Genomic DNA, 14,930 nt, shown 5'->3' with positions numbered 1-14,930 from the left:
TTAGGTTTGTCGGCATCTGACAAAAGTCATGAGAGTCGATAGGCCGGGTGTGCGGTGACGCTCCGCGACCGGCTTCCGAGGTCTGCCGCCGTCCCGACACGAACGGAGACGCATGGACAACGCTGACAGGGATGCGGGGAAGGGCCGGAGGTGGGCCTTCTCGCGGCGGTCGATCTTCGGGATCGGGGCGCTCGGGCTGGCCGTGCCCACGCTCACCGCCGCGGTCACGTCGAACGGGACGCCCGCGCGGGCCGCCGGTGCGACCCGGAAGATCACGATCTACGCCGAGTCGCTGGGCAACAACCAGTACGGCTACGGGCTCGAACGCGGGAAGGCCACCATCCCCGGGCCGATCCTGGAGATGTACGAAGGGGACACGCTGGAGATCACGCTGGTCAACACGACCGACCAGCGGCTGTCGATCCACCCGCACGGCGTCGACTACGACACGACCTCGGACGGCTCACCGTTCAACGGCTCGTTCAACGCGCCGGGGGAGACCCGGACGTACACCTGGCGTTCGCACGAGATGACGGCCGCGGCCGGGCGGCGGTTCCTGCCGGGCAGCGCGGGCTACTGGCACTACCACGACCACGCGATGGGTACCGACCACGGCACCGCCGGTGTGCTGCGCGGGCTCTACGGCGCGCTGATCGTGCGGCGGCGCGGGGACATCCTGCCGGACAAGCAGTTCGTGGCCGTGCTGCACGACACCACGATCAACAACCGGATCGCGCCGGACACGCCGATCTTCGAGGCGAACCTCGGCCAGCGCGTCGAGTGGGTCGCGATCGGGCACGGCAACCTCTACCACACGTTCCACCTGCACTCGCACCGCTGGGCGGACAACCGGACCGGCTACCTCGAGGGCCCGTCCGACCCGTCCGCGTCGATCGACAACAAGGATCTCGGGCCGGGCAGCTCGTTCGGCTTCCAGGTGCTGGCCGGGGACGGTGGCGGGCCGGGGGCCTGGATGTACCACTGCCACGTGCAGAGCCACTCCGACACCGGCATGTCCGGTGTCTTTCTGGTGCGCAACGCGGACGGCAGCATGCCGGCCGGCGCGCAGGAGGCGATCGACCGCTTCAAGGGACACAGGCACATCCAGTCCGACCACGGAGGTCACACCGGATGAAACGGAAGCTGAGAGCCGCCCTGGCCCTGGCCCTGGTCCTCGGACCAGTCCCACTCGCGGCGCAGCCGGCTCAGGCGGCGGAACCCCAGCAGGACCGGGTCCTGGTCTTCCACGGGCCCGCGGCCCAGCAGGAGGACCCGGTCGTCAGGGCCACCCAGACGATCAAGGAGATCGCCGGGGTGGACGTCACGGAGAGCACGGACCCGGCCGTGTTCAGCACGGCGGAGCTGGCCCGGTACCGCGCGGTCGTGTTCCTGTCCTCGGCCGGCGCCGCGCTGAACGGCGACCAGGAAGCCGCGCTGCGCACGTACGTCAAGGCCGGCAACGGCTTCGTCGGCATCGGTGACGCCGCCAAGGCGCAGGTGGACTCGACCTGGTTCACCGGCCTGATCGGCACCCGCCCGGCCGGCGCCGGCTCCGAGGCGGTCGCGAAGGTCACCGCGAGCGGGGAGAACCCGCCGAGCGAGACCGCCATCAAGCTCACCGACGGCGACCCGGCCACCAAGTGGCTGGTCCGCACGCCGGCCGGCACGGTCACCTACGAGCTGGCCGCGGCGAGGACCATCAAGTCGTACGCGCTGACCTCGGCCAACGACTTCGAGGGCCGCGACCCGCGGGACTGGACGCTGCAGGGTTCCGCGGACGGCCAGGCCTGGACCGACGTGGACCGCCGCACCGACGAGGACTTCGCCGGCCGGTTCCTGCCGAAGCGGTACGAGCTGGCCACCGCGGCCACGTACCGGTTCTGGCGGTTGAACATCACGGCGAACAGCGGTGAGCCGCTCACCCAGCTCGCCGACTGGAAGTTGTTCTCCAGTGCGTCCGCGTTCCCGCCCGCACCGGCCGTGGCCGAATCCGTGATCAACATTCTGGACCGGGACCACCCGTCGACCGAGGGCCTGCCACTGACCGTGAAGCGTTCGGACCGCTGGTACAACTGGGAGCCGAACCCGGTCGGCACCGTGCACACGGTCGCGCAGGTCGAGGAGCGGCACTACAACCCGGGCGCGAATCCGAACGGGCCGTTCCACCCGATCTCCTGGTGCCGCGACTACGACGGCGGCCGGTCCTTCTACACCGGCATGGGGCACACCGAGGCCAGCTACGGCGAGGACGTGTTCCGCAAGCACCTCGCGGGCGCGCTGAACTGGGCGTCCGGCCGGGTGCGCGGCGACTGCCAGGCGACGATCGCGTCGAATTACAAGATCGAGCGGATCACCGCACCGAACCAGCCCGGCCAGCTCGACCAGATCGGCGAGCCGCACGGCATGACGGTGGCGCCGGACGGGACGATCTTCTACGTCGGCAAGGCGGCCTGCCCGAGCGGGCCGGTCGTCGAGTGGTCGAACCCGAACGTGGGCCTGGGCTGCGGCACGATCCACACGTACACGCCGTCGACCGAGGCGGTGAAGCTGGTGACCACGCTGCCGGTGATGGGCAACCGGGGCAGCGGCGACGAGCTGGTCAAGAACGAGGAGGGCCTGCTCGGCATCGTCACCGACCCGAAGTACACCGAGAACGGCTGGGTCTACGTGTACTGGATGCCGCACGCGTCGATCGACCGGGAGAAGCGGACCGGCGAGCGCACGATCAGCCGGTTCACCTTCAAGAACGGCACGTGGGACATGGCCTCCCGCAAGGACCTGCTGAAATTCACCGTGCAGATCCACAGCTGCTGCCACGCGGGCGGCGGCATGGCGTTCGACGCGCAGGGCAACCTGTACGTCGGCTCCGGCGACAGCAACTCCTCCGGCGGCTCCGGCGGCTACTCCGGCAACAACTGGACGCAGGAGTACGCGGGCATCTCGTTCCAGGACGCGCGGCGCACCTCGGGCAACACCAACGACCTGGCCGGGAAGATCATCCGCATCCACCCGGAGGCGGACGGGACGTACACGATCCCGCCGGGCAACCTGTTCCCGCCCGGCACCGCGCAGACCCGCCCGGAGATCTACGTGATGGGCGTGCGGAACATCGCGCGGCTGCAGATCGACGAGGAACGGCAGTGGCTGACCGCGGGCTGGGTCGGGCCGGACGCGTCCGCGCCGAGCCCGGAGCTGGGCCCGGCCAAGTACGAGACGGCCACCATCCTCACCTCCGCGGGCAACCAGGGCTGGCCGTACTGCATGGGCAACCGGCAGCCGTACCGGGACCGCAGCAACACCGACGCCACCCAGCTGACCGGCTGGTACGACTGCGACAACCTGAAGAACACGTCGCCGCGCAACACCGGCCTGGTGGACATCCCGCCGGCCCGGGACAACATGATCTGGTACTCGCCGGACGGCGGCGGCCCGGTCTTCCCGCTGCGCGACAACGGCGTGCCGTCCTATGTGGCCGGTCAGGCCACGTACACCCAGCCGTACCTGAAGGGCGGCGGCCAGGCGGTCATGTCCGGGCCGACCTACCACTACGACCGGGTGAACACGAACAGCGGCGTGGCCTGGCCGAAGTATTGGGACGACAAGTGGTTCATCGGTGACCAGTCCAACGGCGCCAACCGGATCGCGGTGACCGTGGACCCGGCCGGGGTGCCGGCGCAGTCGCCGCCGCCGTTCGCGGAGACGCTGCGCGCGATCCTGCCGACCGGCGCCGGTGACAACCAGCTGTACTCCTGGATGGACGCGAAGTTCGGCCAGGACGGCGCGCTCTACCTGCTCGACTACGGCACCGGCTTCTTCAGCCTCAGCCCGGTGCAGAAGCTGATCAAGGTGTCGTACACCGGTGGGCCGGCCACCCCGGTGCCGGCGGCGTCGTCCGTCGCGATCCAGAACAAGGCGCTGGCGTACGCGTTCGACGGCACCCGGTCCGGCGGCGTCGGCCACCGCTGGGACTTCGGCGACGGGACCAGCTCCACCGAGACGAACCCGCGGCACACGTACGCGAAGGCCGGCACCTACCCGGTCACGCACACGGTCACGTACGCCGACGGTGAGGTGGTCACCGCGCAGTCGGCCGTGACCGTGGACTGCGCCGCACCGGACACCCGCGCGAACGTGGTCATCGGCGACACGGACACCGGCGTGCCGAACAGGACGGCCACCGGCGCCTGCACGATCAACGACCTGATCGACGACGAGGGCGTCTGGCCGGACCACGACACGTTCGTCCGGGACGTCACCGCGATCACGAACCGGCTGGTCAAGGACGGCACGATCACCAGCCGGCAGGCGGGCGCGCTGACCCGCGCGGCCGCGTCGTCGACGATCGGGCGCCCCGGGCAGACCGGGTACGAGCCGCTGTTCGACGGCACGCCGGAGTCGCTGGCCGGCTGGGAGATGGCGCCGTCGGGCGAGTTCACCATCCAGCCGGACGGCAACCTGCGCTCCGCCGGCGGCCTGGGCATGCTGTGGCACACCAAGGAACTGGGCGACTTCTCGCTCCGGTTGCAGTTCCGGGATCTCGGCACCGGCGACACCCGCGCGAACAGCGGCGTGTTCGCCCGGTTCCCGGACCCGCGCACGCCGGTCGCGCAACGGCCGGAGTGCGGCCGGACCGGCTCGGCGGCGACGTCACCGGCCTGGGTGGCGATCTACTGCGGGCACGAGATCCAGATCTACGACGGTACGGCCGGCGAGCCGCAGAAGACCGGGTCGATCTACAACTTCGACCCGCGGCCGCTGGCGGACGCCGGGGTCACGCCGAAGAACGTCTGGAACGACTACGAGGTCAGGGTGGTCGGCCAGCACTACACCATCATCCGCAACGGCGTCGTGATCAACGAGTTCGAGAACGCGCCGGGCATCCAGTCGTCGCGGGCCGGTGACCCACCGACCGACCTGCGGCAGTTCCTCACCGGACACATCGGCCTGCAGAACCACGGCAACGCCGACGTGATCGAGTTCCGCAACATCCGGGTGCGGTCGCTCTGACCGGACGCGGGGCCGGCCCGGGTGGCCGGCCCCGCACCGCTCATCCAGGAAGGTGCCATGTCCGTACGGAAGATGCTCCGGCGTGCCGGGGTGGGGCTGGCGGCGCTGCTGCTGGTGCTCGCCCCGATGCCCGCGTCCGCTTTTCAGGCAGCACAGACGCTCACCTGGACCGCGGACGGTGACGTCACGCGGTACAAGACCGCACCGGCGACCGCGGCCGCCGGTGAGACCACCATCGTGTTCGAGAACAGCACCGCGACCGGCAACAACGTCGGGATGCCGCACACGCTGACGTTCGACACCAGCACGCCCGGCTACAACCACGACGTCAACCTCAACATCCTGGCCAACCCGTTCGACGCGACCGGCGGCCGGCACACCGCGACCGTGACGCTGACCCCCGGCACGTACCGCTACTTCTGCACGATCCCGGGGCACGGCACGATGACCGGCGAGCTCACCGTCACGGACGGGCCGGGCGACCCGGACACCACGCCGCCCACGGTCACCGGCACGCTCTCCGGCACGCAGGACCCGGCCGGTGACTACGTCGGCAGCGCCACCGTCACCGTCACCGCGGCCGACAACCAGGGCGTGGCCGGTATCGAGTACCAGGTCGACGACACCAGCTGGACGCCGTACTCGGCCCCGGTCACGGTGACCGCGCCCGGCGACCACTCGGTGCAGTTCCGCGCCACCGACACGTCCGGCAACGTCTCTGCCACCGGCTCGGTGCAGTTCACCGTCGTGGCCCCGGAGCCGGACGAGGACGTCACCCCGCCGGTCGCCGGCATCGCGCTGGCCGGGGACCGGGACGGTGCCGGCAACTACATCGGCCCGGTCACCGCCACGCTCAGCGCGACCGACGACGACTCCGGCGTGGCGACGATCGAGTACCAGCTCGACGGCGGCACCTGGACGATCTACACCACGCCGGTCGTGGTCTCCGGCGTCGGCACGCACATGCTGCACCACCGGGCCAGCGACAACGCCGGGAACGTCTCGGCGGAGCAGATGTCGCACTTCACCATCGTCGATCCACCGGTGGAGGACACCACGCCACCGGTGGTGACCGCGGCCGTCACCGGCACCCGGAACCCGGAGGGCGCCTACGTCGGCACCGCCACGGTCACGGTCACCGCGACCGACGACGGCGGCGTGGCCACGATCGAGACGCAGCTCGACGGTGGCGGGTGGACCCCGTACACCGCGCCGCTGCGGATCACCGCGCCCGGCGTGCACGCGGTCGGCTTCCGGGCCACGGACACGTCCGGGAACACCGCGGCCGCGCAGAGCACCAGCTTCACCGTGGTCGCGGACGGCACCGACGACTGCGCCGACTCCGACCTGCGGGACACCGTGATCATCGACGGTGACGACACCAAGGTCCCGAACTCCGACACCGGCAACGGCTGCACGATCAACGACCGGATCGCCGAGCGCGCCGGATATCCCACCCACGCCGCGTTCGTCCGCCACGTCGAGAACGTGACCAGCGGGCTCGTCGCGGCCGGCACCCTGACCACCCGACAGGCCGGGACGATCGTGCGCGCCGCCGCGCGGTCCGCCATCGGCGCATAGACAGGAGACCGAGGATGAGACGAACCGTCACCCTGGCCGCCGCCACCGCCGCGGCCGTCACCGCCGCCGTGCTCGGCGCCGCCCCGAGCGCCAGCGCCGGACTGACCACCTACTGCGTCGGCACCGGCGGCGCGGTCACCGTCCCGAACGACCTCTACGTACCGCCGGGTGAGTCCTGCGCGCTCACCGGCACGATCATCACCGGCAACGTGGCCGTCGCGGCCGGAGCGAACCTGGTCGTCGACGGCGGCCGGGTCGACGGCCTGGTCGAGATCGCGTCCGACGGCTACCTGGACGCGCGGAACAGCACGGTCCGCGGCGACGTGGTGGTCGCGTCCGGCGGCTACGGCGTCTACCTGCAGGACACGGACAGCGGCTCGGTCACCGTGCGGGCCAAGGGCTCCTCGACGATCAACACGTTCCTGTTCGCGGACGCCTCGACCATCACCGGCTCGGTCAACGCCAGCGCCGGCGACGTGCGCCTGGACCGGGGCACCACGGTCACCGGCTCGCTCAGCACGAACGGCAGCTACTACACCGACCTGCACGACTCGTTCGTCGACGGCGCGCTCTCCGTGCTGAACAGCGGCTCCGGCAGCGTGATCTGCGGCAGCGCGGTCGCCGGCCGCAGCACGTTCGCCGGCAACGTCGGCGGCGTCCAGGTCGGCCCGAACGGCACGCTGGACAGCTGCGCGTCCGGCGGCTATTTCGGCGCGGACGTCAGCATCACCAACACCACCGGCGGCGTCACGGTCGACGACACCATCATCAACGGCGCGCTGACCGTGCAGCGCAACACGCCCGCGGCCCGGGTCGCGGCGAACAACCGGATCCGTGGCGGCGTGGCCGGCGACCCGGCGGCACCGTCCGCGCAGCGTCAGGCGGCCCGCGCGGCCGCGGCCGACCGGGACGCCACGGCCCAGGACCGGACGGACGCGCGCCACGACGCCGCGGTCGACGAGGCCGCGGCCGCCGGTGCCGCCCGCCTGTAACACCCGCTCACCGGGCTGGCGCGGCCGTGCCGGGCCAGCCCGTGGCGACCTCCAGGTCGTCGTAGAAGATCTCGCTGTCGGTGCGGGGCGCGAACGAGGCGTCCCCACCACCGGCGAACGACGAGAAGTACGCAGTGTCCACCCGGTCGCCGTTGCTGACGAACCGCAGCCCGGTCACGTGCGCGGCCCGCACGCCGTCGACCCAGACCTCGATCTCGCCGTCCGGGTTCGCCCGCCCGCCGGTGACCGTGTTGACCCGCAGCCGCTGCACCACGTTGACCCACCGGTCGGCCGGCCAGAACACCTGCTCGCCGTCCGTGACCAGGTCCGCCGCGTCGCCGTACGCACCGGCGTGGCCCATCGAGTAGTAGTAGACCGCGGCCTTGCCGTCCCGCCCCCAGATCAGCCGCGAGCTGAACCCGTTGGTCCCGTCGCAGACCTGCCCGCCGGAGCACGAGTCGCCACCGGCCAGCCCGAGCCCGACCTTCCCGGCGAAGCTCGTGGTCCCGAAGCTGAACCCCTCGCCGAACCGGATCCACTGCGACACGTGGTACTCCGGCCGCGGCTCCAGCGCGAACGGCGCCTGCGCCCCCGAGTCCGCCGGCCCGATCTTCCCGGCCGGATAGCTCACCCGCAGTGACGTCCCGCCCGAGTGCGCCACCGCGCCGCTCGTAGCGGTCCGGCCGCTCATCCCGAGTTCCCACGGCGTGCCCCAGCCGTCGCTCCGCCACTGCTCCGTGCCGTAGGCGGTGCCGGCCGCGGCCCGCTCGAAGTCCGTGACCAGCACGGATTCGCCGTCCGAGGGTCGCGGGGGCACGGCGGTGGACGGTGCCGGTGACGGCGGGGGAGCGGGCGGCCCGGTGCCGAGCCCGGCCTCGAACCCCGGCGGCGCGGACGACGCGCCCGGCGCCGGTGGGCCGACCGGTGCGTGCCCGGCGGGCGGCGCGGTGCACCCGGCCAGCGCGGCGAGCAGGCCGGTGGCGAGCACGCCACGGCGCAGGCGGGGCACGTCGATCCTCAGCATCGTGATCAAGGTACCCACGCCCGGTACGTCCGCCGAACGTGCCGAATCCGGCGCTACGGTCCGTACCATGGCAAATTCCGGCCCGGTCGCCCGTCAGCATCGAGGCGCCGGACACACGCCACCGTCCCCGTTCCGACTGTCCCACCCACGACAGATCCCACGCCGGGCAAGGACACCCGTACACCGACGAATCACCCGTCCGGGCCGCGGCCGAGGTCGCGGTGGTCAGCCGGACCAGGTGACGCGGACCGGGAGGCGCAGGGTGTCCTGGCCGCCGGAGGTGAGCAGGTCCATGGCGGCGCGGCCGAGGGACTCGCCGTCCACGTCGATGGCGGGGATGCCGGGGGCGCCGAGTGCGTCGGTGACCGTGGCCTCCGCGCTGACCACGACGTCGTCCGGGACGTGCACGCCGCGGCCGCGCAGCGCGAGCATCAAGCCCAGGGCAAGGGCGGTCGCGTACGGTACGACCGCGGTGGCGCCGGCCGCCAGCACCTCCTCGGCGCTCGCCACGCCGGCCGCGAACGTGGCCGGGAACGGGCCGTGCACGCTCACCTCAGCTCCGGCGCGCGACGCGGCGGACAGCGCCGCCGCCGCCCGGCCGGGATCCTGCCACGACCCGTTCGGCCCACCCAGGTAGGCGATTCGCCGGTGCCCGCGGGCGGCCAGCCCGGAGACCACCGCACCGATCGCGGTCGCCGTGTCCGCGACCACGGACGGCAGCCCGGGGATCTCCCGGTCGACCAGCACCACCGGCTTGACCGCGCCGATCGCCCGCACATGGGTGTCGTCGCCGCGCGGCGCGGCCAGGATCAGCCCGTCGACCTGGGAGGCGAGCCGGCTCAGCGCGGCCACCTCGGAGGCCGACGTCAGCGGCGCGACCGTCACCGTGAGGTGAAGGTCGGAGGCGGCCGCGTGGGCCTGGGCGCCGCCGATGATCGGGGCGAAGAACGCGTTCTCCAGCGTCGGTACGACGAACGCCGCGAGCCCGGTACGGCCGCGGGCGAGCTGGCTGGCGGTCCGGTTGAGCACGTATCCGAGCTGGTCCGCCGCGGTCAGGATGCGGGTCAGCGTCTCCGGGGCGACCATCTCCGGGCGGGTCAGCGCGCGGGAGACCGTCGACTTGTTGTAACCGGCCAGTGCCGCTACGTCGGCCAGGGTCGCCACGATGTGGGGCCTCCAGGTTCGTTACACGCTGTTTACCGAAGCTGATGCCGCTACATCATCCTCGGCGTCGTAGTCTGCGTGCAACCGGTTGTGCAACCGGTTGCATCCGGCTTAAAACGAAGAAACGGAAGAATGTCCAGAAAAACCGCCCTGCTTCTGCTGCCGGGGCTCGCGTTCCTCGCCGCCGGGTTCCTGGTGCCCGCGGTGGCGATGCTGGTCGCGCCGCCGGGCGAGGAGCCCACGGCGGTCCTGGCCCGGTTCGGCGCCATGCTCACCGACCCGTACGAGTTGCGGATCATCGGCCGCACGGTCACGCTCGGCCTGATCGTGACCGGCCTCTGCGTCGGCCTCGGCTTCCCGATCGCGTACCTGCTGGCGCGCAGCCGGAGCCGCTGGGGCGGCATCCTGCTCGCGCTCGCGATCTTCCCGTTGTTGCTCAGCAACGTGGTCCGCACGTTCGGCTGGCTGGTGCTGCTCGGCGCGAACGGCGCGATCGGCCGGCTGCTCACCTCGACCGGGCTGACCGACGACCCGCCGCAGCTGCTCTACACGCCGCTGGCGATCGTGCTCGGCCTGACCCAGCTGTTCCTGCCGCTCGCGATCATCTCGTGCTACTCCGCGGTGGCGCAGGTCGACCCGGGGCTGGACGACGCGGCGCGCGGGCTCGGCGCGAGCCGCACCCGGACGTTCTGGAGCGTGGTGGTGCCGCTGTCCGGCCCCGGCATCGTGGTCGCGGCCACGCTGGTCTTCGCCGGCTCGGTGACCGCGTACACCACGCCGTACCTGCTCGGCGGCTCGAGCCAGCGCATGCTCGCCACCCAGCTGTTCAGCTACGCGTCCGTCTCCGTGGACTGGGCCGCGGCCAGCGCCACCGCCCTGATCATGACGATCCTGGTGTTCGCGGTGTCCGGCGTCTCGTCGCTGGCCGGCCGCCGGGGAGCGACGACGTGAGGCGCCCGGTCGCCGCCTCGCTCGCGGTCCTCGGCTACCTCATCATGATCGTCCCGATCCTGTTCGTGGTCGCGACCGCGTTCAGCGCCGGCCGTACCCTCCGGTTCCCGCCCGAGGGCTTCTCGCTGCGCTGGTTCGAGGCCGCGGTCACCTACGACCCGTTCATGGAGTCGCTGGTCTCCAGCCTGTGGCTGGCGCTCGGCGCGACCGCGCTGGCGCTGTTGCTCGGCGTGCCGGCCACGATCGCGATCCACCGCGGCCGGATCCCCGGTAAAGGGCTGCTGGAAGGGCTGTTCCTGAGCCCGTTGATCGTGCCGGAGCTGGTCGTCGGGCTCGCGCTCTACCAGCAGCTGATGATCGGGCTCGGCCTGGACAACCTGACCACGCTGCTGCTCGGTCACACCGCGCTGCTGCTGCCGTACGCGGTCCGGGTCACCGGCGCGTCGCTCGCGCTCGCCGACCCGGCCGTGGAGGAGGCGGCCCGCGGCCTCGGCGCCGGACCGGTCCGCGCGTTCGTCACGGTCACGCTGCCGCTGCTGCGCCCCGGCATCTTCTCCGCCGCGCTGCTCGGCTTCGTCACCTCGTTCAACAACGTGCCGCTGTCGCTGCTGCTGCAGGACCGCGAGTTCCGCACGCTGCCGGTGACGATGCTCGACTACGTCCAGCAGAGCTACAACCCGCGGATCGCCGCGATGGCCACGCTCATCCTCGCCGCGACCGTCGTCGTCGCCGTCATCGCGGAGCGCACGGTCGGCTTCGCCAAGATCTTCGGAGGCATCAACCGATGAGCAACGACAATCCGGCGGTACGGGCGGACGGCGCGACCCCGGCGGCCGAGTTCGCCGGCGTCACCCAGCGGTTCGGCTCCTTCACCGCCGTGGACGCGATCGACCTGCGGATCCCCGAGGGGAAGCTGACCACGCTGCTCGGCCCGTCCGGCTGCGGCAAGACCACGTCGCTGCGCATGCTCGCCGGCTACGCCCGGCCCACCGCCGGCACGATCCGGATCCACGGCGTGGACAGCACGACGCTGCCGCCGGAGAAGCGCGGCCTCGGCATGGTCTTCCAGTCGTACGCGCTCTTCCCGCACCTGACCGTGGCCGAGAACGTGGCCTACGGCCTCAAGCTGCGCAAGCCGGCCAAGGCCGAGATCGCCCGGCGGGTGCGGGAGACGCTGGACCTGGTCGGCCTCGCGCATCTCGCCGCCAGCAAGCCGAAGAAGCTGTCCGGCGGCCAGCAGCAGCGCGTCGCGCTGGCCCGCGCGATCGCGATCCGCCCGCGGCTGCTGCTGCTCGACGAGCCGCTGTCCAACCTGGACGCCCGGCTGCGCGTGCAGATGCGCGCGGAGCTGCGCCGCATCCAGGCCGAGACCGGCCTGACCGTCGTCCTGGTCACGCACGACCAGGACGAGGCGCTGGAGATGTCCGACCTGATGGTGCTGATGCGCGGCGGGAAGATCATGCAGACCGGCTCACCGCGCGAGGTCTTCGCCCGCCCGGCGAACCGTTTCGTGGCCGACTTCCTCGGCTACGAGAACTTCCTGACCGACCGGTCGAAAACCTTCGTCACGGTACGGCCGGAGCACCTGAGCGTCGGCTCAGCCGCTGCTGACGGAGCACTCGGCCTGGACGCGACCGTGGTCGCCACCGCGTTCCGGGGCGTGGACCTGCTGGTCACGCTGGACGCGGTCGACGGCGCCGGCGAGACGGTCCGGCTGCTCGCCGACGTCCGGGCCGGTGACGGCGCCGGCCTCACACCCGGCACGCGCACCACGGTCTCGGCCGGCGCGGCCCACCTCGTACCCCTGCATGATTCTGGAAAGGAATAACTGATGCGCTCGTTTCGCCACGCGCTGATCGCGGCCGCCACCGCCGCGGTCGTCGCGGCCGCGGCCGGCTGTTCCGGAGGCGGTGACGACTCCGCCGACGCCGGCACGCTGGTCCTCAGCACGTTCCCGTTCGGCGTGGAGGAGTTCACCGAGGCGGTCATCGACCCGTTCACGAAGGCGACCGGCATCGAGGTCGAGGTGGAGACCGGCTCGAACGCGGACCGCCTGTCCCAGCTCCAGGTGGCCGGCGACAAGCCCGGCGCGGACGTCATGCTGATCTCCGACTACTACGCCGCGCTGGGCCAGCAGGACAGGCTGTTCCAGCCGGTGCCCGCGGAGAAGGTGCCGAACCTGGCGGACGTGGCCGAGTTCGCGAAGGAGGCCGCCTACCAGGGCCCGGCCTACAGCTACCAGCTCAACGGCATCGTCTACAGCACCGAGGCGATGAACGCCGACGAGGCCGCGACGTGGGACGTCTTCGCGGGCGCGCACAAGGGAAAGGTCGCGCTGCCGGACATCTCGGTCACCGCCGGCCAGCTGATGATCTCCGGCGTGGCGGCCAGCTACGGCTCCGGCCCGTACGACGTGGACGCCGCCTACCGGAAGCTCGCCGAGTGGAAGCCCGGCGTGCTCCAGTTCTACAGCTCCTCGACCGAGGTCACGAATCTGCTCACCCAGGGCGAGATCGTCGCGGCGGACACGCTGAACGGCTTCGCCACCAACCTGATCGCGGACGGCGAGAAGGTCGCCTGGGTGCCGCCGGCCACCGGCCGCTACATGGCCACCAACCGCGCGATGATCCCGGCGACCGCGGCGAACACCGAGAACGCGTACAAGTTCATCGACTACCTGCTCTCCGCCGAGGCCCAGACGTCCTCCGCCGAACTGGTCGGCGACCTGCCGGTCAACAACGGCGCGAACGTCCCGCAGACGCTCACCGTGGTCGTCGGTGGCATCGTCACCGACCCGGTCGCGGCCGGCTACGCCACGCTCGACCCGGCCCGGCTCGTACCGACCCGCAAGGACTGGGTCGACCGCTTCGCCCGCGAAGTCACCGGCGCCTGACCACCCCCATCCCGGCCGGGCCCGTCGCCGACGGGCCCGGCCGCTCCACGGAGAACCATGTCTGACATCGAATACCTGCGGTCGATCCCCAAGGTGGAACTGCACTGCCACCTGATCGGCACGGTCCGCGCCACCACGTTCGCCGAGCTGGCCCGCCGCGCCCGGCTCGACCTGCCGGACACCCCCGAGCGCGTCTACGCCGGCATCAACTCGCTGCCGCCCGACCCGGCGCTCTACCGGAACACCCGGATCCCCGTGCCGCGGGGCCGGTCCGCGGACGAGCCCGCGGTCTCCTACTCGCTGTTCCGCGTCTCCGCCTGGGTGATCGAGGCGCTGCGCGACGCGGACGACCTGACCCGGATCGTGTTCGAGGCGTTCGAGGACGCCCACCACAACGGCGTACGGCACCTGGAGATGTCCTTCGACGAGGTTCCGCCGCACCTGGCCGGTCTCGGTTACCGCGGCTCGGTCGAGGCCTACGCCGAGGGCATCCGGATGGCCGAGCGCGCGTTCGGCATGACCGGCCGGCTGCTCGCCGCGATCGACCGCAGCAAGCCCGGCGCCGACGCGCTGGACCGGGTACGCACCGTCGTGGACAACCCGCACGACTACGTGGCCGGCATCGGCCTGGACAACCTGGAGACCGCCGGCCCGCCGGAGCGGTTCGCCGACGCCTACCGCCTGGCCGGCCAGGCCGGGCTGCGCCGCACCGCGCACTCCTCCGAGCACGCCCCGCTCGCCACGAACACCGTCACCTGCCTGGACGTGCTCGGCTGCGACCGCATCGACCACGGCTACTTCGTGCTGGAGGACGACGCGGTGGTGGCCCGCCTGCGCGACGAGCAGACGCCGTTCCTGGTCGCCTCCACCACGTCCCGCCGCTCCTGGCGTCCGTGGCGCCGCGCCTCCATCGCGGCCATGCTCGACGCCGGCCTCAACGTCGTCCCGTGCGCCGACGACCCCGGCATGTTCCCGACCAGCCTCACCGAGGAGTACCGCATCCTGCACGAGGACCTGGCCGTCCCGCGCGACCGGCTGCACGCCATGGCACTGTCCGGTGTGGATGCCTGCTGGCTGCCCGACACGGAGAAGGCCGCGCTGCGCGCCCGGTTCGAGGCGGAACTCGCCGCGCTCGCGGCCTGACCGCCCACGCCGGAGACCGGACGGTCAGCGGAGACCCTCGAACCGCTCGGCCAGCACCGCCGGCGCGGGCTGCCGCTCGTTCTCCGCGCGGATCTCCGCCACCGCCCTGCCCAGGGACGCGTCGTGCAGCAGGCGGTCCAGCAGACCGCGCCGTCGTGATCGGTGAGCACGACGC

The 14,930-nt window shown here is 71.8% G+C and carries 11 protein-coding genes; 9 read left to right on the top strand and 2 right to left on the bottom strand.

The window, feature by feature from the left end:
• Window positions 1-112 precede the first annotated feature (112 nt).
• Genes J2S42_RS07035 through J2S42_RS07020 form a run of 4 tightly spaced genes read left to right on the top strand, consistent with a single transcriptional unit; the run spans window position 113 to window position 7,580 of the window.
• Window positions 113-1,135 carry a multicopper oxidase domain-containing protein gene (locus J2S42_RS07035; RefSeq protein ID WP_307236402.1) on the top strand — a complete coding sequence of 341 codons (1,023 nt, stop codon included), beginning with the start codon at window positions 113-115 and terminating at the stop codon, window positions 1,133-1,135.
• Entirely contained in the window at window positions 1,132-5,007 is a 3,876-nt protein-coding gene (locus tag J2S42_RS07030; RefSeq protein ID WP_307236400.1) for a ThuA domain-containing protein, read from the top strand. Before J2S42_RS07035 ends, J2S42_RS07030 begins: the two co-directional genes overlap by 4 nt.
• 57 nt (window positions 5,008-5,064) lie before the next feature.
• Complete coding sequence (locus J2S42_RS07025; protein WP_307236398.1) at window positions 5,065-6,588, top strand: OmpL47-type beta-barrel domain-containing protein; 1,524 nt, start codon at window positions 5,065-5,067, stop codon at window positions 6,586-6,588.
• Window positions 6,589-6,602: 14 nt separating this feature from the next.
• Window positions 6,603-7,580, top strand: coding sequence for a hypothetical protein (locus J2S42_RS07020; RefSeq protein ID WP_307236396.1), 978 nt, complete (start codon window positions 6,603-6,605; stop codon window positions 7,578-7,580).
• A gap of 7 nt (window positions 7,581-7,587) precedes the next feature.
• Here J2S42_RS07020 and J2S42_RS07015 read toward each other — a convergent pair whose 3' ends face one another.
• Together J2S42_RS07015 and J2S42_RS07010 are read right to left on the bottom strand one after the other, a co-directional pair.
• A complete protein-coding gene (locus J2S42_RS07015; RefSeq protein WP_307236394.1) occupies window positions 7,588-8,604 on the bottom strand; it encodes a polysaccharide lyase in 1,017 nt (338 codons plus the stop codon).
• A gap of 225 nt (window positions 8,605-8,829) precedes the next feature.
• Complete coding sequence (locus tag J2S42_RS07010; protein ID WP_307236392.1) at window positions 8,830-9,768, bottom strand: LacI family DNA-binding transcriptional regulator; 939 nt, start codon at window positions 9,766-9,768, stop codon at window positions 8,830-8,832.
• Window positions 9,769-9,900: 132 nt separating this feature from the next.
• Between J2S42_RS07010 and J2S42_RS07005 the strand changes: the two genes are divergently transcribed.
• The 5 genes from J2S42_RS07005 to J2S42_RS06985 are packed head-to-tail and all read left to right on the top strand — an operon-like array spanning window position 9,901 to window position 14,755.
• Window positions 9,901-10,719 (top strand): ABC transporter permease, encoded by an 819-nt coding sequence (locus J2S42_RS07005; protein WP_307236390.1) that lies wholly within the window; start codon window positions 9,901-9,903, stop codon window positions 10,717-10,719.
• Window positions 10,716-11,507: an ABC transporter permease gene (locus tag J2S42_RS07000; protein WP_307236388.1), complete on the top strand. Its 792-nt coding sequence runs from the start codon at window positions 10,716-10,718 to the stop codon at window positions 11,505-11,507. Before J2S42_RS07005 ends, J2S42_RS07000 begins: the two co-directional genes overlap by 4 nt.
• The gene (locus J2S42_RS06995) at window positions 11,504-12,547 is read left to right on the top strand and encodes an ABC transporter ATP-binding protein (RefSeq protein WP_307236386.1); all 1,044 of its coding nucleotides are present in this window, start codon (window positions 11,504-11,506) and stop codon (window positions 12,545-12,547) included. Before J2S42_RS07000 ends, J2S42_RS06995 begins: the two co-directional genes overlap by 4 nt.
• 3 nt (window positions 12,548-12,550) lie before the next feature.
• Window positions 12,551-13,612 (top strand): ABC transporter substrate-binding protein, encoded by a 1,062-nt coding sequence (locus J2S42_RS06990; RefSeq protein WP_307236384.1) that lies wholly within the window; start codon window positions 12,551-12,553, stop codon window positions 13,610-13,612.
• A gap of 57 nt (window positions 13,613-13,669) precedes the next feature.
• Entirely contained in the window at window positions 13,670-14,755 is a 1,086-nt protein-coding gene (locus tag J2S42_RS06985) for an adenosine deaminase family protein (protein ID WP_307236382.1), read from the top strand.
• The last annotated feature ends 175 nt before the right edge of the window (window positions 14,756-14,930 follow it).

The organism is Catenuloplanes indicus (genome assembly GCF_030813715.1).
Classification (GTDB): Bacteria; Actinomycetota; Actinomycetes; order Mycobacteriales; family Micromonosporaceae; genus Catenuloplanes; species Catenuloplanes indicus.
Note: the sequence above shows the minus strand (reverse complement) of the source record. Positions and strands in the feature narration are given on the sequence as shown.